The sequence below is a fragment of the Anaerofustis stercorihominis DSM 17244 genome, assembly GCF_000154825.1.
Taxonomy (GTDB): Bacteria; Bacillota; Clostridia; order Eubacteriales; family Anaerofustaceae; genus Anaerofustis; species Anaerofustis stercorihominis.
Genome location: NZ_DS560019.1, coordinates 799,705 through 820,278, shown reverse-complemented (window position 1 = coordinate 820,278; position 20,574 = coordinate 799,705). Strand labels below are relative to the sequence as shown.

General features: G+C 30.6%; 26 protein-coding genes and 1 riboswitch. Of the genes, 12 read left to right on the top strand and 14 right to left on the bottom strand.

All coding sequences use genetic code 11. The features are described 5' to 3' along the window. Positions 1 to 62: 62 nt before the first annotated feature. Positions 63 to 716, bottom strand: a complete 654-nt coding sequence (locus ANASTE_RS11505) for a phosphatase PAP2 family protein (RefSeq protein WP_007050642.1) — start codon at positions 714 to 716, stop codon at positions 63 to 65. A gap of 205 nt (positions 717 to 921) precedes the next feature. Between ANASTE_RS11505 and ANASTE_RS08705 the strand changes: the two genes are divergently transcribed. Beyond that, entirely contained in the window at positions 922 to 1,620 is a 699-nt protein-coding gene (locus ANASTE_RS08705; RefSeq protein WP_007050641.1) for an N-acetylmuramoyl-L-alanine amidase, read from the top strand. A gap of 18 nt (positions 1,621 to 1,638) precedes the next feature. On the opposite strand, the gene ANASTE_RS08700 is transcribed toward ANASTE_RS08705, so the two are convergent. Continuing rightward, positions 1,639 to 2,184, bottom strand: coding sequence for a biotin transporter BioY (locus ANASTE_RS08700; RefSeq protein WP_007050640.1), 546 nt, complete (start codon positions 2,182 to 2,184; stop codon positions 1,639 to 1,641). Positions 2,185 to 2,285: 101 nt separating this feature from the next. Next, complete coding sequence (locus ANASTE_RS08695) at positions 2,286 to 3,218, bottom strand: sugar-binding transcriptional regulator (protein ID WP_007050639.1); 933 nt, start codon at positions 3,216 to 3,218, stop codon at positions 2,286 to 2,288. 177 nt (positions 3,219 to 3,395) lie between these two features. Here ANASTE_RS08695 and ANASTE_RS08690 point away from each other — a divergent pair, with 177 nt between their 5' ends. The 3 genes from ANASTE_RS08690 to ANASTE_RS12120 all read left to right on the top strand — a co-directional run bounded on the left by ANASTE_RS08690 (position 3,396) and on the right by ANASTE_RS12120 (position 5,418). Continuing rightward, a complete protein-coding gene (locus ANASTE_RS08690; protein ID WP_039945468.1) occupies positions 3,396 to 4,493 on the top strand; it encodes a galactitol-1-phosphate 5-dehydrogenase in 1,098 nt (365 codons plus the stop codon). A 46-nt stretch (positions 4,494 to 4,539) separates the two neighbouring features. Continuing rightward, positions 4,540 to 5,211: a deoxyribose-phosphate aldolase gene (gene deoC / locus ANASTE_RS08685; protein WP_007050637.1), complete on the top strand. Its 672-nt coding sequence runs from the start codon at positions 4,540 to 4,542 to the stop codon at positions 5,209 to 5,211. 69 nt (positions 5,212 to 5,280) lie between these two features. Further along, entirely contained in the window at positions 5,281 to 5,418 is a 138-nt protein-coding gene (locus tag ANASTE_RS12120; RefSeq protein WP_007050636.1) for a hypothetical protein, read from the top strand. Positions 5,419 to 5,447: 29 nt separating this feature from the next. On the opposite strand, the gene ANASTE_RS08680 is transcribed toward ANASTE_RS12120, so the two are convergent. The 5 genes from ANASTE_RS08680 to ANASTE_RS08660 all read right to left on the bottom strand — a co-directional run bounded on the left by ANASTE_RS08680 (position 5,448) and on the right by ANASTE_RS08660 (position 8,363). After that, the gene (locus tag ANASTE_RS08680) at positions 5,448 to 6,806 is read right to left on the bottom strand and encodes an FAD-dependent oxidoreductase (protein ID WP_007050635.1); all 1,359 of its coding nucleotides are present in this window, start codon (positions 6,804 to 6,806) and stop codon (positions 5,448 to 5,450) included. Positions 6,807 to 6,808: 2 nt separating this feature from the next. Next, complete coding sequence (locus ANASTE_RS08675; RefSeq protein ID WP_007050634.1) at positions 6,809 to 7,234, bottom strand: RrF2 family transcriptional regulator; 426 nt, start codon at positions 7,232 to 7,234, stop codon at positions 6,809 to 6,811. Positions 7,235 to 7,250: 16 nt separating this feature from the next. After that, positions 7,251 to 7,643: a rhodanese-like domain-containing protein gene (locus tag ANASTE_RS08670; protein ID WP_007050633.1), complete on the bottom strand. Its 393-nt coding sequence runs from the start codon at positions 7,641 to 7,643 to the stop codon at positions 7,251 to 7,253. A 135-nt stretch (positions 7,644 to 7,778) separates the two neighbouring features. Then, entirely contained in the window at positions 7,779 to 8,048 is a 270-nt protein-coding gene (locus ANASTE_RS08665; protein ID WP_007050632.1) for a helix-turn-helix domain-containing protein, read from the bottom strand. 72 nt (positions 8,049 to 8,120) lie between these two features. Beyond that, a complete protein-coding gene (locus ANASTE_RS08660; protein ID WP_039945783.1) occupies positions 8,121 to 8,363 on the bottom strand; it encodes a helix-turn-helix domain-containing protein in 243 nt (80 codons plus the stop codon). 381 nt (positions 8,364 to 8,744) lie between these two features. Next, a riboswitch (FMN riboswitch) is annotated at positions 8,745 to 8,857 on the top strand. Positions 8,858 to 8,936: 79 nt separating this feature from the next. Here ANASTE_RS08660 and ANASTE_RS08655 point away from each other — a divergent pair. Further along, entirely contained in the window at positions 8,937 to 9,503 is a 567-nt protein-coding gene (locus tag ANASTE_RS08655; RefSeq protein ID WP_039945464.1) for an ECF transporter S component, read from the top strand. A gap of 50 nt (positions 9,504 to 9,553) precedes the next feature. Here ANASTE_RS08655 and ANASTE_RS08650 read toward each other — a convergent pair whose 3' ends face one another. Next, the gene (locus ANASTE_RS08650; protein WP_007050629.1) at positions 9,554 to 10,213 is read right to left on the bottom strand and encodes a DUF1287 domain-containing protein; all 660 of its coding nucleotides are present in this window, start codon (positions 10,211 to 10,213) and stop codon (positions 9,554 to 9,556) included. A gap of 61 nt (positions 10,214 to 10,274) precedes the next feature. Then, the gene (gene spoVG, locus ANASTE_RS08645) at positions 10,275 to 10,556 is read right to left on the bottom strand and encodes a septation regulator SpoVG (RefSeq protein ID WP_007050628.1); all 282 of its coding nucleotides are present in this window, start codon (positions 10,554 to 10,556) and stop codon (positions 10,275 to 10,277) included. 256 nt (positions 10,557 to 10,812) lie between these two features. On the opposite strand from spoVG, the gene murC reads away from it, so the two are divergent. From murC to ANASTE_RS08630, 3 genes are all read left to right on the top strand, one after another. Next, positions 10,813 to 12,213, top strand: coding sequence for a UDP-N-acetylmuramate--L-alanine ligase (gene murC / locus ANASTE_RS08640; RefSeq protein ID WP_007050627.1), 1,401 nt, complete (start codon positions 10,813 to 10,815; stop codon positions 12,211 to 12,213). A 77-nt stretch (positions 12,214 to 12,290) separates the two neighbouring features. After that, a complete protein-coding gene (locus ANASTE_RS08635) occupies positions 12,291 to 12,848 on the top strand; it encodes a DNA-3-methyladenine glycosylase I (protein WP_007050626.1) in 558 nt (185 codons plus the stop codon). 14 nt (positions 12,849 to 12,862) lie between these two features. Continuing rightward, on the top strand, positions 12,863 to 13,135 hold the full coding sequence (locus tag ANASTE_RS08630) for an acylphosphatase (RefSeq protein WP_007050625.1): 273 nt from the start codon (positions 12,863 to 12,865) through the stop codon (positions 13,133 to 13,135). Positions 13,136 to 13,179: 44 nt separating this feature from the next. Here the strand turns inward: ANASTE_RS08630 and ANASTE_RS08625 are convergent, their stop codons facing one another. Both ANASTE_RS08625 and ANASTE_RS08620 read right to left on the bottom strand, forming a co-directional pair. Continuing rightward, positions 13,180 to 14,892: an Ig-like domain-containing protein gene (locus ANASTE_RS08625; RefSeq protein ID WP_039945461.1), complete on the bottom strand. Its 1,713-nt coding sequence runs from the start codon at positions 14,890 to 14,892 to the stop codon at positions 13,180 to 13,182. 88 nt (positions 14,893 to 14,980) lie between these two features. After that, on the bottom strand, positions 14,981 to 15,643 hold the full coding sequence (locus ANASTE_RS08620) for a transaldolase family protein (protein WP_007050623.1): 663 nt from the start codon (positions 15,641 to 15,643) through the stop codon (positions 14,981 to 14,983). Between the two features lie 400 nt (positions 15,644 to 16,043). Between ANASTE_RS08620 and prfB the strand changes: the two genes are divergently transcribed. Beyond that, on the top strand, positions 16,044 to 17,138 hold the full coding sequence (gene prfB, locus ANASTE_RS08615; RefSeq protein ID WP_007050622.1) for a peptide chain release factor 2: 1,095 nt from the start codon (positions 16,044 to 16,046) through the stop codon (positions 17,136 to 17,138). A gap of 80 nt (positions 17,139 to 17,218) precedes the next feature. On the opposite strand, the gene ANASTE_RS08610 is transcribed toward prfB, so the two are convergent. Further along, on the bottom strand, positions 17,219 to 18,043 hold the full coding sequence (locus tag ANASTE_RS08610; RefSeq protein WP_007050621.1) for an alpha/beta fold hydrolase: 825 nt from the start codon (positions 18,041 to 18,043) through the stop codon (positions 17,219 to 17,221). Between the two features lie 64 nt (positions 18,044 to 18,107). Next, the gene (locus ANASTE_RS11500; RefSeq protein WP_007050620.1) at positions 18,108 to 19,253 is read right to left on the bottom strand and encodes a GGDEF domain-containing protein; all 1,146 of its coding nucleotides are present in this window, start codon (positions 19,251 to 19,253) and stop codon (positions 18,108 to 18,110) included. Between the two features lie 313 nt (positions 19,254 to 19,566). On the opposite strand from ANASTE_RS11500, the gene rplU reads away from it, so the two are divergent. From rplU to rpmA, 3 genes are read left to right on the top strand one after another with little or no spacing between them, the layout of a single operon-like run. Then, positions 19,567 to 19,905, top strand: a complete 339-nt coding sequence (gene rplU / locus ANASTE_RS08600) for a 50S ribosomal protein L21 (protein WP_039945458.1) — start codon at positions 19,567 to 19,569, stop codon at positions 19,903 to 19,905. Then, a complete protein-coding gene (locus ANASTE_RS08595; protein ID WP_007050618.1) occupies positions 19,905 to 20,231 on the top strand; it encodes a ribosomal-processing cysteine protease Prp in 327 nt (108 codons plus the stop codon). Before rplU ends, ANASTE_RS08595 begins: the two co-directional genes overlap by 1 nt. Positions 20,232 to 20,233: 2 nt before the next feature. After that, positions 20,234 to 20,527, top strand: a complete 294-nt coding sequence (rpmA, locus tag ANASTE_RS08590; RefSeq protein ID WP_007050617.1) for a 50S ribosomal protein L27 — start codon at positions 20,234 to 20,236, stop codon at positions 20,525 to 20,527. Positions 20,528 to 20,574 lie beyond the last annotated feature (47 nt).

Sequence of the window (20,574 nt, the reverse complement as noted above, 5' to 3'; positions counted from 1 at the left end):
AAAAATAGTAAATAAATTAACTGTTTATTCAAATAAAAAAGAACTTTTACAGTTCTTTTTTATCACGTACTTAATTTGTTTCTTTCATATATAAATTTTTCAACAAAATGAGTAAATATAATCAAATAAGCCAAAGACAAACTAAATCCCGCCAAAACATCACTGGAAAAATGAACCCCCAAATATATCCTGCTTATCCCTATAAGTACGATCAAAGAAATGATCACGACACTTCCTATCCATTTTAATACGTCCGTATAGTCCGTTTTCCAAAGAAGATAGAGAAAAAATCCATAAAATGCCAATGAAACCATGGAATGACCGCTTGGGAAACTAAATCCGCTGGCTTCCGCAAGTCTGAACACGGTAGGTCTCGGTCTTTCAAATAAAAATTTAAATACCTGATTAATAATTACGATATTGATTAAATTAATTGTTGAAAGAATTATCTTTCTTTTATTTTTAAATAACAATAGTGTAAATATCCATAAAGGAAGAATTACTTCCCCGGAACCGAATCTGGTTATAAATCTGAATATCCTTGTCATTCTATATGATATAAAACCCGCAACGGTATAATATATTTTATTATCCAAAAAAATAAGCTCATTTTCACTGAGTTCTATAGAAATATGTATGAAAATAAATAAACATACAGCACATATCACCCATTTAAAATATTTATGATAATAATAATTGATACTCTTCATTTCCATAATATTTCTCCTTTTAGAATATTTTACATTAATTTTATTTAATAAACCTTAAAATACATATATTCGTACAACTGTTAATATTATTTTATATGTTATAAGCTCCAAACTCAAAAGAAAAATGTAAAATAATAAAATTATTTTTACATTCAATAAAAGAAACATATTTAAGATACAAAAACGTATAAATAAACATAAGGAGGGAGAAATGAAAAAATATCTTTATGTTATTTTATCCAGTATCATCGTAATCGTAATTTTATTTGGAATGTGCTTTTATCTTTTGGTAACCACTTCATATGTGGATAGTTCATTATATATATTAGACGGGAAGACTGTTTGTATTGACCCGGGACACGGAGGACAGGACCCGGGAAAAGTAGGAACGTCAGTCAATGAAGATAAGATAAACTTAGCGATTTCAGAAGAATTAAGAAGTATTTTAATGACAATGGGCGCGAATGTGGTTATGACGAGGGACAGTGACAACGGACTATTTGAAGACGGCAGCATGACCTGGACCAAAAAAGGCGATATGAAAATGAGACGAGATATCATAAAAGAATCCAAGTGCGATATAATGATAAGTATACATATGAATGCACACAGTGATAACAGCAGGGGTGCACAGGTATTCTATTTAAAAGACCATGAGAAAAGTGAAAATCTCGCAAAACATATAAAAGAAGAACTCGACAATACATCAAAATATTCTAAACATAGACAAATAAAACCAAGAGATGATTTATATATCCTTAAAAATGATAATACTCCAAGCGTAATAGTGGAATGCGGTTTTTTAAGCGAACCAAACGAAGAAAAATTGTTGAACGACCATGATTATCAAGTTCAGCTAGCAAAATATATTTCTCTCGGAGCCGTAAAATATTTTTATGATATAAAATAAAGAGCATATCACTGCTCTTTATTTTATATTTGATATATTTTTTATTTTCGGACCTATTATAAATGCCATAACGGATTTTATTATATCGGCAGGTATATAAGGAATACATCCTATCATAAAAGCACTTATAACACTTATGTTACTTTGAAACGATAGCCATAAACTTCCGAATATATAACATGCTGAATTCCCAAGTATAAATCCTAAAATAACAAATCCTTTATTACACTCATACTTATCTATAAAATATCCGAGTATTAAAGTCAAGAAAATAAATCCTAACAAATAACCTCCCGTAGGACCTATGAGCCTATTCACACCTCCCATAAATCCTGAAAAGACAGGCAGTCCTATAGAACCGATCAGAATATATACTAGCACTGATATCAAAGCATATTTATATCCCAACGCATAAACCGCAAAATAAATCCCGAGTTGAGCTAAAGATATTGGTACGGGGCTTATAGGTATGGGTACGGATACAGGTCCTATAATACACATTACAGCCGTACATAATGCTATTTTAGTAAGAGTGCGGGTTTTTAAATGTATTTTACTTCCCACTTTATATCTATCAGCCTTTCAAATAATATTCATTAGTCATTATATATCAAAAACTAACTTTTTCATAACAACAAAAAAACAACTTATAAAAAGTTGCTATTTTATTTATTAAGCAAATAATTCGCTGTATTCTCATCTGTTACCAAGTTATTTATATATTTATTTTTTAATGCCAAATATATCGCAAACATTTTATTTTCTCCTCCCGCAACGGCAGCTCTTATAGGAACTTTTTTAAAACATTTAGGACTTATTCCGACAATCCTGTCCAATATCTCCAAATCTTCTTCTTTTCCCTCCCTGTTTAAGAATAAAGAAGAAACGATATCACAGCAAATATCTCTGTCTTTAAGTTCTTTAAGATCTTCATCTTTAAAATATCCTGATTTATGTATAGTAGCATTTTCATCTGCCGGATTACCCAGAGAGGTTATTACACAGTCAAGCTTTCTATACATATCAAAAACTTCTTTTATTGAACCTTCATTTATGATTATCTCTTTAAACTTCTTATTATCCACTATGGAAGGAGCAAGAAGCACCATAGACTTACTGCCGTATACTTCGCTTACTCTGGCTGTTATTTGATTTGAGTGCATTTCAATGGATACATTGCCGTACCCGCCGAGAAGAGACACGAAAGTTTTCTCAGGATATTTGATATCACTTTCAATATTCAAATTACTTAAAGTTTTTCCCCAGCCTATACCTATATTATTATTATTTCTAACGAATTCATCCAATACTTCACCCGCACCGTCTGCAAGAGAGCGAACAAGCTTTTTTGTTTCTTTAAAGAAAGGAACTATTTTAAAATCAGCATAAGGATATTTTTTCTTAAGGGCCTCTTCCAAATTACTGAGCGGTGTGAATTCTTTTATCTTTATTTCTACAATTCCTTCTTCTATACATCTTTTTAAAGCTCGGGAAATCCCTATTCTTGAAATGCCCAAATTATCTCCTATTTGTTTTTGAGTAAGACCTTCCAAATAGTACATTTTCGCTATTTTTGATAGTGTATTATTATCCAGCATAATTTTCTCCTAAATTTAATAAAAACTAGTTGACATCTTTATTTTTTTATTATATAATACGGTTGAAATTGAACATATGAACTTACATAATGTTCATATGAACATGAATAAATAATAACATTACTATTTATGTTTGTCAAGTTAAATCACACTTTCAAAGTATTTAGGAGGAAAATAATGGAAGGTAAAATGAAAGCTGGTAGACTTCACGCTATCAATGATATAAGATGTGATGAAGTAGATATACCACAAATAAAGGATGACGAAGTACTACTTAAAGTTTATTGTGCCGGTATATGCGGTTCCGATTTAGGAAGAGTATTTTCAACAGGTACATATTCTTTCCCAACTACATTAGGTCATGAATTCGGCGGAGAAATCGTTGAAATCGGTAAAGGCGTAAAAGATCTTGATTTAAGAGAAGAACTTAAAATAGGTCAAAGAGTAGATGTTAATCCAATGACAGGCTGCGGAAAATGTAAAGACTGTTTAAACGGAAACATCAACTTATGTGATACATATGGTTACACAGGTTCAAGAAGTGACGGAGGCTTCGGACAATATGTTGCTGTAAAAGCTACACAGTGTTATGTATGCCCGGATGACTTCAGCTGGGATATGATTTGTCAAATCGACCCTGCTGTTATCTCTTTACACGGTGCTCTCAGAGCAGGTATAAAAGTAAATGACGCAGTAGTAGTATTCGGTACAGGTCCTGTTGGATATTATATGGTACAATGGGCTAACATCTGCGGAGCCAGAATGGTAATAGCGGTAGATATCAAAGACGAAAAACTTGACTTAATCAAAAAAGTAGGTGCTACATATACAATCAACTCAATGGGAATGACAAATGAAGAAGTTGTTGCCAAAATCAAAGAATATGCTGGAGAAGAAGGTCCTGAAGTATGTATAGAAGCTGCAGGTTCTCCTATAACATTCAACCAAGCATTACAATGCTTAAAGAAACATGGTACATTCACATGTATAGGAACACCTCACGGAGATGTTAATATATTAGATAAATCTTATGATAAATGTATCTTAAGAAAAGAACTTACAATAAAAGGTTCTTGGTGTTATAACTTCACACCTGAATATGAAGAATTCTGTGCAACAATCGATGCAGCTAAAAAAGGTTTATTAGACCTAACATCTATAATCTCTCACAGATTCAGCGTAGACGAAGTAAAAGACGCATTTGATTTAATCGAAAGAAAAGAATTCTTTAATAAGATCGTAATCACACAAGACGGTTATGAACCGGGCAAATAGTTTTTAATTAAAATTTAAATATAAAAAATTCAAGGAGAAAATTAAAATGATAACAAAATATGAATTAGCAAGAGCAAACGACCACTCTTTATTAAAACCACAATTAACTTATGATGAAGTAAGAAAAGGTATCCAATTCGCTAAAGAATGGAAATGCAGAACTGTATGTGTTACTCCAAGCAGAGTAAAAATGGCTTATGAAATCCTTAAAGGTTCTGAAACAGCAGTATGTGCATGTGTTGGTTTCCCAAACGGTGCAGAATTAACAGAATCAAAAGTTGCAGATACTCAAAGAGTATACAACATGGGTGCTACAGAAGTTGATATCGTACTTAACGTTTCAGCTATGAAATCAGGAGACTATGACACAGTTTATAATGACGTATACGAAGTAGTAAACGCTTCTCCTGCTAACATCAAGGTTATCTTAGAAAACTGTCTTTTAACAAAAGAAGAAATCGCCAAAGCTTCAAGAATTTGTTCTGACGCAGGTGCAGGTTTCGTTAAAACATCAACAGGATTCTCTTCAGGCGGAGCAACACTTGAAGATGTAGCTATAATGAAAGAAAACATTGATACAACAAGAGTACAAATCAAAGCAGCCGGCGGTATTGCTAATGTAGCAGATGCTGAAGCTTTCTTGAAAGCAGGCTGTTCTAGACTTGGTATTTCAAAAACACAAGCTATGTTTGATGAAATCGACGCAGCAAGCAAATAATTAAATCAATATGAAACCAAATAAAAAAGAACCTAATTTTAGGTTCTTTTTTATTTATTTTAAATAGAAATGAATTACATAGAAGAGAATATATATAATAATAAAGAGTTTATAGATTTACTCGAACAAAAATTAAGTAAAGAAGATTTAATTAAACTTAAAAGTTCAATAAATACGCTTCTTGAAGTCCTAACTAATATAAAATAAAAAAAGAAAGATATTATCCTTCTTCATACTTATAATGAAAACAAATCATTCAAAGCTTCGCTCATAGTAGGATGAGTAAACACCTGATTTTTAAGAATAGTATAATCCGCACCCAGATCCATTGCCAATTTTACTATATTTATCATTTCATATGACTCCTCACAGAGTAACATCGTACCGAGAATCCTATTGGTTTTATTATCTATTATAGCCTTTAAAATACCGTACGGTTTCTTAAGCACTTGTGCCTTTGGTATTGCACCTACCGGTAATTTTAGAACTTTTATGTCATAACCTTGTTCTAAGGCTTCTCTTTCATTTAAACCTACTCGCGATAACGGAGTGTTCATAAATACGCTGTAAGGAACATTTTCTCTTTTACTTAGGTTATATTTATTTTTATTTTCAAGTCCGCTTACTATTATTCTATAATCATCCAAAGAAACATATGTAAATTGAAGCCCTCCGTTAACATCTCCCATTGCCCAAATATTATTGTTTGAAGTCCTTAAATTATTATCAACGACTATCCCGCCTCGTTTATCTACCTCTACACCCGCAGCTTCTAAATTTAAATCACCTGTATTAGCTTTTCTACCCGTAGCAACTAATATAGCATCTGCCTTGTCATTAAACTCTTTTCCTTTATGACTATATGAAACGATACCGTCCTTAGTAAATTTTTTTATTTTCGCACCGAGTTTTATTTCCATTCCTTGATTTTCGAGCAATGATTTTACTTCATCAGCAATATCTTCGTCTTCTCTTGGAATGAATTTATCACCGTCTTGAATAACAGTTACATTACTTCCAAAGTTTGAATACATAGAAGCAAATTCAAGACCGATATATCCGCCCCCTATTATAATAAGTCTATTGGGCAAAGTATCAAGTTCCATTAATGTATCACTGAAATATACATATGGGTTATTTTCAATTCCTTCTATTTTAGGGATTACAGATGTCGAACCGGTATTTATATATATTTTATCTGCATGTAATAATTCTTCGCTATCTTTATATGTTATTTTAACAATATTTTTATCTTCAAAACTTGCTTTTGCATTAATGACATCAACATTATCCAAATTATTCAATTTATCATAATTTTTACCTCTAAGCATTTCGGTTAAGTTTCTTTTTTCTTCGATTGCTTTTTTGTATAATTTACTTTTTTCATCAAAAGAAATATCTCCCATTTGTGCTGTTTTTGATGCATTTTTAACAAGGGATTTAGAAGGTATACATCCCACGTTTATACAAGTCCCGCCATACATTTTATTTGACTTTTCTATTACGGCAACTTTTTCACCTTTCTTAGCCAAATATCCTGCTAAAGTTTTTCCGCCTTTACCAAATCCAATAATTATATCATCATATTTTTTCATTTCTATTCTCCATTTTTAAATATTTTACTGTCTATATCCTTTATGGTTATTTTATTTAATTCTTCTTTACATACCTCATCTAATCTTTCATACACTCCGTCCATAATATCACCCATACCGGATGCTATCAGACATTCCATATTTACATTTCCGGAACGCCAAGATATATCTACCACCTTGTTTCCTATTGCCTCATAAACGTCTAATAAGGTGATATTAGCCGCATTGAGTACAAAACTATACCCTCCCTTTACAGAACCTTCTCTTGTCTTTACCAGTCCTGCCTTTTTAAGTTTAGAAAGGATTTTTCTTGCTCTTGCGGGATTTATACAAATATTCTCAGATATTTCTTCACTTGTCTTAAATTCTTTATAATGATGATTTAAAAAAACCAATGCATGAACCGAAACCGAAAATTCACTATTCATAAATTACCTCCTAAAATTATTTCTCTATTTCATAAGGCCAGTCAATTATCCCGCCGAAATCATATATATTTTTATATCCTATGTCAACTAACTTCATTGAAGCATCTTTACTTCTCCTACCCGACCTGCAGTACACTAAAATAGTTTTATCTAAGTCCGGGATTTCTTTTAATACCATATTATTGATAGTTTCATTTGGAACTAATACCGAATTCTTTATATGCCCGCCTTTATATTCATCTTCTCTTCTTACATCTAAAATAATTACATTACCTTGCTCCATCATTTCTTTTGCTTCTAAAGCAGAAATTTTATGATAAGCACTTTTATTTTCTTCTTTAGGGATAAAATATTTAAAACTGATAAACAAAATAATAACAATCCCCACTATAATCAATATATTTTTCACTATATCCTCCTTATGTAACAATACATGTTACAGTTTCATTAATGTAATTATAATGGTTACAGATATATTTGTCAATATAAAATAAAAAAGAGAGGAAATAAATTTCCTCTCTACAAATAATAACTGCTTAAACAGTTATTTTAATTCAGATTTGTACAATTCTTCCATTTCATCACAACTGAAAAACTCGTCCATTTTCATATCCAGTGCCCTTGATAAACTGTATATAACACCTATACCGGGATTTTGACTCTTTCCATCAAATAAACTATATACAGTCGTCGGAGGAATTCCCGAACTTTCCGCAAGGCTGTGAATTGAGATTTTCCTCTCTTCACTTATTCTTATTATTCTTTTTGTTATGGCACTAATGAGACTAGTATCACTTTTATATATTGCGTGCATTTTATTTTCTCCTTTAAAATTAAAATTGTCAAAGGGATTTTTATCCCTCTGACAAACAAACCTTTGAACATTCTATTTAAAACCTTTTTCTAAATTGATAAATAGTTCAGAATCAAAAAAATCTTTTATATCCATATCCAAACTATCACAAATCATTTTAATAGTTTTAAAACTTGGATTACCGCATTTACCGTCAAACATACTATAAACCGTAGTAGGCGGAATTGCCGACATATTCGCAAGTTTATTAATAGATAGTCCTCTTTCGTCACATAATTCAACGATCCTTCTATTTAGTGAGTCTCTTAATTGCATTTTTACACCTCCTTTTCTAATTATTTTCATAGATAAAAACCCAAATATTTTTTACTCTATCACCTCCTTTCAAGTTTAGTGGCACAAAGTAGTATCTGCATATAAAAATAACTATTAAATATTTACTTAAATTTTTGTAATAAAAAAGGACGCGTAAATACACATCCCAAATCAATAAAAATATAAATAAATATATTTAGAACACAAAAGGAAACAAACATATACTTTCTCCCATACTTTAATGTCAATATTCTATATCAGATAACTATGCCCACTTATATATTTTACCAATTTCATCCATTAAGTCTACATAATTTAAAATAATTTTATTTATAATGTAATTATATTGACATAAAATAAAAATATATTATAATAAAGGAGAACAATCTTCAGGGTTGGGTGCAATTCCCTACCGGCAGTTAAAGTCTGCGAGCGCAAGCTGAAAAGGTGAAATTCCTTTACCGACGGTAAAGTCCGGATGAGAGAGGATACATAAAGTATTTTTTTAGTAATTTCCTGAAGGGTAATTACTATTTTTTTATGTATACCTTAAATTTAGGAGGTATAGAAAAAATGAAAGACACTAGAAGACTTGTAACAGTATCAATGCTTATTGCATTATCAATAGTACTTATGTTAATCATAAGATTCCCTATTATGCCATCGGCAGCATGGCTTGAGTATGAACCGATGGATATCCCATTATTGATTGCAGGACTGCAATTCGGACCTGTAGTAGGGATCCTAGCAGTCATTATCTCAAGTTCGATCCAAGCTATGACTGTAAGCGCTATGAACGGCTGGGTAGGAGCACTTATGCATATTATTTCAAGCAGCGCTTTGGTTGGAGTAACCGCACTCGTATATAGAAAGAATAAAACAAAAAAAGGTGCAATGATAGGTTTGATTTTGGGAGCATTATCAATGGTAATAGTAATGATCCCGGCAAATCTGCTTATCACAACCAATTTTTACGGAATGCCTATGGATGCGGTAATAGCTTCCCTTCCCGTAGCTGTAATTCCATTTAACTTACTTAAAGCAGGTATCAATTGTTTAGTAACATTTATTATTTATAAACCCATCAGTAATTTTATCCACAAACAAAATGACAGGGATATGATAAAAGTGACTAAATAATATATACAATTCTTTACTTAATAAATCCTTAGACCTTCTTTACGAAGGTCTTATTTTTTATATATCCATCTGAAGTGGCCGCTGATATCATTATACCTATATCTTGCATACACTTCCTTTTTCTCAAACTTACTTTGATGTATTATAAGTATTTCTCCGTTTTTAGTTCTCTTATCCGATACTATCCCTATATGGCTATCTGAAAATGTTATTATATCCCCGGGCTGCCACTGGTCTACTTTTGTTATATCTGTTGTAAGAGAAAGTGCGTTCTTTCTAAAAAATACTAATAAATTCGGTACTCTTCTAAAATCGATATTAGGGTCTGGAGAACCATCAACTCTATAATAATCTTTTGTATTATTTTTAATATCCTTATCGACCAAATCTTTTAAATCATATCCCGCTTTTTTAAAAGCATACCATATCACATCGGTACATACACCCTCGCCTTTCGGAGGATATCCGTCTTTATAATATGCACTTTTATATTGGGGTTTTGTCATTACATACTCCCTGGCACCGAGCATTATATCCTTATAATCATCTATTCCGTCCTTATCTTTATCAATACCCGACTTTATCTCTTTTATACCAAGCTCTTTTAAAGTATACGATTTAGTTGGTATATATCCGAAATACTTAAGGGCATATAATATCATGACAGCAAATATCAATGTTATTAAAATCAAAAATCTCTTCTTATTCATAATTCCCTCTTTTCATACAAAAAAACAGCTCCCCTAATAGAGAACTGCCTTTTTGGAAAAACTACTCTTCAACTTCATTTTCCAATTCCTGTAATTTTTCTTCATAAGCTTTTAAAACCTTATTTTGAATATCGACTCTGGTTTCAAGGTTTATAGGATGTGCAATATCTTTGAATTCCCCATTAGGCATCTTTCTGCTCGGCATAGCAATAAATATACCATTATCCCCTTCAATAATTTTGATGTCATGAATAACAAACTGATCGTCAAATGTTACTGATACAATTGCTTTCATCTTACCTTCATCATATGTCTTCCTTACCCTAATGTCTGTTATTTGCATTATACGTTTCCTCCCTTTAATCTGTTATAAACATTATACATCATAAATTTTGTAATTGCAACAACGATTACATAGGCTATACATAAGGGATTTAGAGCTTCTTTAATAGTTATATTTTTAAATTGAAAGCATATATTTTATTAGTATATTTAACTATAATTATATACAATAAAATACATATTGTAAAAATAATAAAAACATAGTAAAATGTATATTATATTTATTTAAGATAAAATTATACGGCGGTGAATTAATTATGAATATAGATTTAGAGAATATAAAAAAAATATATTTTATAGGAATTGGCGGAACCAGCATGTCGGGTCTTGCACTCATGTCCAAAATTAACGGAAAAGATGTTTTAGGTTCAGACATGAGACCTTGTGTATACACAGAAAAATTGGAAAAAAATGAAATTAAAGTAATTATAGGGCATAATAAAGAAAATATAACTGATGATATTGATCTAATCGTATATTCAGCAGCGATAAGAGAAAATAACCCTGAAAGAGTAGAAGGAAAAAATAAAGGTATATTAGAGCTTGAACGTTCTGTTTTTCTCGGCCTCATCAGCAGATATTATAAAAGAACTATCGCGGTAAGCGGAACACATGGGAAAACAACGACATCGTCATTAATGTCTTTGGTTTTTTTGAATGCAGATTTAGACCCTTCTATATCCATAGGAGGAACGCTTAAAAAGATAAACGGGAACTCAAGAGTCGGTGACAGTGATTATTTCGTTATAGAGGCATGTGAATTTGTGGATAGTTTTTTGCACTCAAGACACTTCGTAGGAACAATCCAAAATATAGAAAAAGACCATTTAGACTACTTTACAGGCGGCATCGAACAGATAAAAGAATCTTTTAGAAAATTTGCGGAAATAACACCAAAAGACGGTATGCTTGTTGTAAACGGAGATGATGAAAATGTTTTAGACATACTTGACGGTTTAGAATGTAAAATCGTAAAAGCAGGCCTATCCGACAGCAATGATTTTGTAGCTAAAAATATAACTTATGATAAATTCGGAAATCCAAATTTCGATGTTTATAAGGGCGGAGAATTCTATCATAAGTTCGAACTAAATATCCCTGGTGAACATAATGTTTTAAATGCTTTAAGCGTAGTAGCGGTATCCGATTTCTTTATGATAGATAAGGAAGTAATAAATGACAGTTTCAAAGAGTTTACCGGAGCCAAAAGAAGATTTGAAAAAAGAGGTATAGTTAATGACATTACCGTTATTGAAGACTATGCCCATCACCCAACAGAACTAAAGGTTACCATTGATGCTTGTAAAAACTACGAACATAATAAGTTGTTTGTAATATTCCAGCCACATACTTACTCCAGGACATTCCTTTTATTTGATGAGTTTGTAGAAGCAATGAAAGGTGCGGACGAACTGATTTTAAATGATATTTATTCTGACAGAGAAGATAACGAATGGAATATTTATTCTGAGGATATAGCCAACAAAGTAATAGAAAAATACAATATACCTTCAAGGGTAATAAGTGAATTTAGTGATATAAGAGATTATGTAGTAAATAATGCAAAACCGGGTGATTTTGTTCTTGTTGCAGGCAGCCAGTCAATAAATCAAGTAGCATATGATATAGTGGAAAAATTAAAAGAAGTTTATAAATAAATTATTAAGATGTACATTAATGTACATCTTTTTTTATTTTTGATATAATATTCATAATAAACGGTGGAAGGTATTATATGAAAGAAGAAAACATAAAAAGATGCAAATGGGTAGATTTGAATTCTGAAATTTATATCGATTATCACGATAACGAGTGGGGCGTACCTACATATGATGATAAAGAGCTATTTGAAATGCTTATCCTTGAGGGATTTCAGGCAGGTCTGTCATGGATAACGATACTAAAAAAGAGAGAAGCATTTAGAAAAGCTTTTGACGATTTTGATGTAATAACAGTTTCTAAATACGATGAAAATAAAATAGATGAATTATTAAATAACAAAGATATAGTTAGAAATAAGAATAAAATAAATGCAGCAATAAACAATGCAAAAATATTTATAAAGATACAAAATGAATTCGGAAGTTTCAAGGATTATATATGGGGCTTTACAAATGGTAAAATCATAAAAAACATCGATGATAATATGCCGACCCATAATGAATTATCCGATACCATATCAAAAGATTTAAAACAACGCGGAATGAAATATGTGGGAACTATCATTATTTACTCCTACCTTCAATCCATCGGAATAATAAATGACCATGAAAAAAACTGTTTCAGATATTAAGAGAGGTTTTTATTATGAAAATAAGAAAACATTATATTTTTAAAGGTAGAGTACAAGCCGTAGGATTTAGATACACCGCTTATAAAGAAGCCAGAAAACTTAGTCTGACAGGATTTGTTAAAAACTTAAATAACGGAAATGTCGAAGCTGAATTTCAGGGCGAAGCACATCTTATAGACGAAGTTATTAAAAAATTAAAATATGACCGTTTTATCTATATTGCTTCTATGAAAGTAGATAATATTGATGTTATAGAAAATGAAACATCTTTTGAAGTTTTATATTAAATAAAAAATAGCACTTGCTATATAGTGCTATTTTTATTTTTTTGTTATTTAACACATCTTTTACAAGGTAAATACCCGGCTTTCTTTGCCTTACCTAAGGTTGTTTTCTTTGGAGATTTTAAACATGTTTTACTGTAATGATAACAAGTACTTTTTCTATTGGAAATATATACTGTCAAATGGGACTTGCTTAAAACTTTTATTTTATACTTTAAAGTGATTCCGTTTGCCTTCACTTTAATTGTTGTCGTTCCTGCCTTCTTACCGGTAACAATACCTTTACTGTTAACCGTCGCTATTCTTTTATTTGAAGATACAAATTTTATTTTATTCTTTGGACTGCATTTTGCTTTTATCTTTGCTTTCTTACCTGCAATTATTTTCCCGGTCTTCTTAAATAATTTAAGTTTAGATTGTTTAACGGTAATCGGAACTTTTACTTTTCTTCCGAGAGAAGAATAAACTAAAATATACGTCTTTCCTGCTCTTCTTGCTTTAATTGTTCCTTTTGAACTTACAGTTACGATTTTATTATTATAAGATTTAAACTTAACATATGAAGACGGCTTTGCACTTCCTTTTATACTCGTACCAAAACTTGTATATAAACTTATTTTCTTCTTGGATACCGACAATATCGGTGCTTTTACAGTAACGAGACATTTAGCGATTTTACCCGAAGTCGACTTTGCGTAAACATAACACTTACCTACTTTCTTACCGGTTATGACACCGGAAGAAGAAACTACAGCAATCTTTGTATTACTGCTGGAAAATGTGATTTTATCTGTAGAATAATCGGGAGTTAAACTTGCCTTAATTGTTTTCTTTTCAGAAAGATACATACTAGCAGATGAAGTAACACTAATACCTGTGCTTGGACACTCTGCCTTTTCCTTTGTAACATTAATTCCTTTATCATCAATAGTGACTAAAACACTTCCGTCCCTGTCTGTACGATAAATTTTAGAACCCACTTTTGTTAAATTGTTTATAGTCTCTTTTGTGGGATGTCCGTAACTATTCTTACCTACACCGATGATTGAGAAAGTCGGTTTGACTTTATTCAAAAAGGGAATTGAACTTGAAGTCTTAGCCCCATGATGAGCTACTTTGAGTACATCATAATGTTTGACTAAATTTTCATTTAATAAAATATTTTCTACACTGCTGGTCATATCACCTGTAAGAAGTAAATTTCTGCCTAAATAACTTACATCTAAAACAAGGCTGGCATCATTACCGGCTAAATCCGTCTCACCATATAGAACTTTGTTCTTTATTTCACCTACATTAAAAGCATAATCGGTTTTGACTTTGATAACATCTATGTTTTTATCTTCAAGTAATTTCATCAATTTGCCGTAAGTTTCTTTTGCCTCGGCATTTTCGCCTTCCATAACTGAAGAAATCATTACACCATTCTCGATATTTCCAAAGTGTTCAACGATTTTTATAGCACCGCCCATATGATCTATATCAGGATGAGTGATCACAAGCCTGTCTATTTTACTTACTTTTATTTTATTTAAATAGTTTATTACTTTATCTCCGCCAAGAGAATTACCGGTATCAACGAGCATATTTTCCGAGTTATTTTTAATAAAAATACTGTCGCCCTGACCTACATCAATGAAATGAGCTTTTAAAGAATTATCGTTTTGGGATAATGTTTGTGCCGACACAGAAGGTATTAGTATTAAAAATAAAATCAATATAGTCAATATAACGCTGAATATTTTATTTCTGAATTTCATAATCGTTTCCCTCATTGGTTTTTCGTAATAAAAAAGAGTGGATAAAATATCCACTCAAATTATACAATAATATTTTAATTAATAATTACTATTTTTCGTAAGTATAATATTCTGCACCTTTTTCTTCAAATTCCATTATAGCAGAAGTTGTTAATGGATGATAAATAAGTTGTTCAAATAAGTCACAGCTGATTGTAGCGGCATGAGAACCAACCATAGCTACATTGTATACTTGCTGTGTATTTTTAAAGCTTGCAGCTAAAACTTTTGTATCTTTACCATACATTTCGAATAGGTTTACGATATCACCTACAACACCAATACCGTCAGAAGAGAAGTTATCGATTCTGTTTACGTATGGAGCTACATAGTCAGCACCTGCTGTTGAAGCAAGCAGTGCTTGCTGAGCCGTAAAGATAGCTGTAGCAGTTACGTTAAAGCCTAATTCTTTTAGTACGCTTATAGACTTAAGTCCTTCACCTGTTACCGGAACTTTTACAAAGAAGTTTCCGCCTACTGCATCTCTTAGTCTGATAGCCTCTTTTACTATTTCATCACAAGTTGATTCTAAAACTTGAGCATGAAGTTCAAGGTCGGGACCGATCACGTCTCTGATCGCTTTTATTTTTTTATAAACATTTTCTCCGTTTGCAGCAATAATACTTGGATTGGTTGTTACCCCATGAATTGGAAAATATTGTGTAATAGTTTTGATACTTTCAATATTAGCATCATCAATTAAATATAACATATGTAATTTCTCCTTACTTTTTATAACACTTGTTTTTATGATAAGTGCATTATATATTATACTTTAATTAATTACAAGTAGTTTCGTGTAAAAAAAGAAAAAAAGGTTATGAAAATATAAGTAAATTTTCAAAAGGTAATTATGTTTACCCTATTGTAACCTTTACATTTATATAAATATTATAAAGATTATAATGTTGTCATAGTACTGCTTTGTGAATTTTTAATTTGATTTATTTTTTATGGTTTTAAAATGAAAGCAAATGTTCCGTCAGATTATTTATTATAAAATTTAACTTTTTTATGTAACTTTTACATCATGACATAATGTATATATTGTTAAAACCAAAGATTTAATATATAATAAATATACTAAATTTAAATACAAAGGAAGTATTAAAATGGCTGAACTAATAGAGCTTAAAAACTTATTAGACGATATAGATAAAGAACTTTCGGATATTGCTGGTTCTATAAATATTAAATCATTAAAAGACGAGTTGGTTAAAAAAGAAACTCTTATGAATGATGAAAGCTTTTGGAACGAAAATGATAAAGCGAATAAAATACTTAAGGAAGTAAAATCATTAAAATCTCAAATAAATTCATATTCTTCTCTAGAATATAAAAAAGATGATATAAGTGTACTTGTGGAAATGCTACAGGAAGATTTTTCACAAAATGAAGCGGATAGTGCAATGGAAGAATTATTGGAACTTGAAAAAGAGCTTAAAGTTTTCACCATAGATACATTATTATCGGGAGAATATGATTCAAACAATGCAATATTATCAATTCATCCGGGTGCGGGAGGAACAGAAAGCCAGGATTGGGCTGAAATGCTGCTTAGGATGTTTATAAGATTTGCTGAAAAAAGAAAATTTAAAATAAAAATATTAGAGCAGCTCCCGGGAGATATTGCGGGCATAAAAAGCGTTACACTTTTAATCAGCGGCGATAATGCATACGGATATCTAAAAGGAGAAAAAGGAGTACACAGACTCGTAAGGATATCGCCTTTTGACAGTAACAGCAGAAGGCATACGTCATTTGCATCCGTCGACGTTGAACCCGAAATAAAAGAAGATATAAATCTTGAAATAAACCCAAGTGATTTAAAAATAGATACCTACCGTGCAGGCGGTGCGGGAGGACAGCATGTAAATAAAACCGATTCCGCAGTAAGAATAACACATCTTCCAACAAAAATAGTAGTATCATGTCAAAATGAAAGAAGTCAATTTCAAAATAAAGAAACTGCAATGAAAATCTTAAAAGGAAAACTATATAAAATATTAATGGAAGAACATAAAGAAAAAATAGACGAAATTAAAGGCGACTACGGACAGATCGCATGGGGAAATCAAATAAGGTCATATGTATTTCATCCCTACAGCATGGTAAAAGACCATAGAACAAAAACTGAAACCTCAAATGTACAGTCAGTAATGGACGGAGATATAAATATATTTATAGACGCATTTTTAAAAATGTAATAAAAAAGAGAAATGATTATAGTCTTTAATATCATTTCTCTTTTTTAATATTACTATTCTATGACACTATAATAATACTTTTAAATACGATAATTTTCTATACTATATAACCAACTATCAACTAATGCATTAAATATTTGTGGCTGTTCAATTTGAAGATTATGCCCTGCCATATCTATAACAGAGAAAGAAGCTCTTTTGTAATCTCCCATTAAATTCCATAAATCATTATATCCGACACAATTATCTTGACGTCCGGTAATAAATAAAGCAGGTTTATTATATTTAATCTTATGAATTTCATTATCTACATCAAATGAAAAGTCATAATTTTCTTTTAGTAAATTTATAAAATCCTCATCTGATATTTTTAATCCAGGCTGTATTTCCTTTACATATCTATCATAAACTTTACGATCGACAATTACTCCGTACTCTAAAAAATCATTCTTATATTTATTATCAAGTTCATTTATAAAATTTTCATCTATAAATTTTACTTTTGAATTTGGTAGGTTTCGATTTTTCTCATTTGGTATTACCACAGGACAAAGTAACATAATGCCATCTACCTTTTTATTTAATTTAGACAAAACGCCTCTTGCCAAATAACCGCCGAAAGAATCTCCGATAATCAAGAATTTTTCACTTACTATATTTTCGATAAACGATAGTATGATTTCTAAAATTTTATCGGATGAAGCATATTTCAGTAAATCATCGGATTTACCCATACCAGGCAAATCAATATAAACACGTTTGTGATTTTTATGGTTTTTAAATATAGGTTCCAAGCAGCCTTTCATTTGATTTGAATCACACCCCAGTCCATGAAGTATTATAACAGGCTTACCTTCTCCGATGATTTCATAATGGATTTTTATATTTTTATATATGTAAAACATAATTATTTTCGCCTTTTAATATTTATTGAAATTTTAATATTATAAAAATTTATTTTATGTATTCTTAACTTCGCGCAATACTTTTATGAGAAACATCAGGATGAATTAATTTTTTCTTTTCGTACATTTTCTCATCTGCATGATTTAAAAGAATATCCATGGTATCACCGTCCGAAGGGTATGAAGAATACCCAATACAAAAACCTTTAAACTTCAATCCCTCATAATATTCCTCAAATTCAAATGATTCCAATTTGTTTTTTAGCTCCAAACCATTACCTTGTGCTGCTATTACAACGAATTCATCTCCCGATATCCTATAAGCATTACTGTTAAAGTTATTACATAAATTTGATAGATCATCAGAAAAACCTTTTAGATATTTATCTCCGATTTGATGTCCGAATTTATCATTTACAGTCTTAAAATTATTTAAATCCAAAAAAAGTATTTGAAATTTCTTATTATTTTTTATAAGCTCTTCACCATAAAAGAACAATGCCTCTCTGTTCAATAAACCTGTAAGAGTATCGTAATAAACTTTTTTTCCTAATTTTTTTATGCCGTAATCGGCGTTTATATATTCATATAAAATAATATAACTATTAAAAATCACTATCCCCATACAAATTATCGTAAGTATATAAAATAACTTAAAATTACTTATGATTGATACATTAAATAGATTTATACAAATAAATCCGGATAATGCCGTCCATCCCAAATAGTTATTTTTTTTATTATTTAACTGCCTTAGCAAAAAGATATATTTAGGTACGAACATTTTAGTATAGATAGGTTCACCAACAATAAATAGAGCAGTCTGGATCAATAAGGAGCTAAACACAAAATCAGACGGAAATAACCACAATGAAATTTGAACGGAAAAGAAAAATATCAAACTTGTAAATATCCATGTTGTACACATTATTTCAAGAACTCTGGTAACTGACTCTTTTAATAAAAAATTTAAAGGAATTAAAAATACGAACCCCAGCAAATTAAACATGCCGTTCCCATTTCCATAAAAACTGAATTTAGATAAAATACTTTGAATAATCAAAATAATCAAAATACTGCTTAGAGACATAACTATAAAAAACATTTTTTTAGAAACTTTTAATGTGGTCCATTTATACGTATTATATATATTTAAAAATACGATCTCAAAAACAATAATAAAATGAAAAATCAAAGTATATTTGTCCATAATTTCCTCTATTCTCAATATGTAATCAACATATAAAATATTTTTCTCTAAATAATTACATATATATTATACAACAAAAAAAGTGTACATAAATAGAGTTTTAGATATTAAAAATATAAACTTTAAACTCTTAGTATCAAATATAGTTTATTAAGATCCAAAAAAATAAAATAATATAAAAAAACTTTTTAATCATTGACATAATAAATCCTTGATGATATACTATTTAAGCATGTATCCGCACTGAATAAGGTAAAAAGAAGTTGATGATTCACACCTTGGACGGCGAGACAGGATAGTGGAGGTAAAAGATATGTATGCAATTATTAAAACAGGCGGTAAACAATACCGTGTACAAAAAGGCGACGTTATAAACGTTGAAAAAATCGTTCCAAAAAGAAAAAATCAAAAGAAAGTTACTTTTGATGAAGTATTGTTTGTAAACGAAGACGGAAATATGTTAGTAGGTGCACCTTTAGTAGAAGGCTATAAGGTAGAAGGAAAAATACTTGAACAAGGTAAGAGCGAAAAAGTTATTATCTATAAGTATAAAGCTAAGAAAGACTACAGAAGAAAACAAGGACACCGTCAACCATATACACAAATCGAAATAACCGGTCTTGTAAAAAAAGAAGAAAAAGCAGCTGAATAATGATTGATATCAGCATTGATATAAAATCTGATTTTATTGAAACGATTAAACTCAGCGGACACGCCGAAAGCAATGAAAAAGGAAAAGACTTGATATGCTGCAGTATTTCAACTTTAACTATATCCCTTATAAATGCTTTAACGGAAATAGCTAAGGCAAATATCAAAGCAGATATATCGGAGGGATTTACTTTAATAGAAGTAAATGAAAAAGATAAAGATAAAAGATTAAAATCCGATATACTTACAAAAAGTTTTATGCTTTCAGTTAAAGGAATCGAAGAAGAAAACCCTGAGTTTATAAAACTAAATATCACGGAGGAATAAAAATGATTAAATTTAATTTAGATAACTTACAACTATTCGCTCATAAAAAAGGAATGGGTAGTACAAAGAATGGTAGAGACAGTGAATCAAAAAGACTTGGTACTAAAAAAGGTGACGGTCAATATGTTTTAGCTGGAAATATCATAGTTAGACAAAGAGGAACTAGAATTTATCCAGGAGTTAACGTAGGAATTGGCGGAGATGACACATTATTTGCTAAAGCTGACGGAGTTGTTAAATTCGAAAGAAAAGGCAAAACAAGAAAACAAGTTAGTGTTTACCCTAAGGCTCAATAGAATATTTTAAATAATAAACTCCATACTAAGTGTGTGGAGTTTAATTT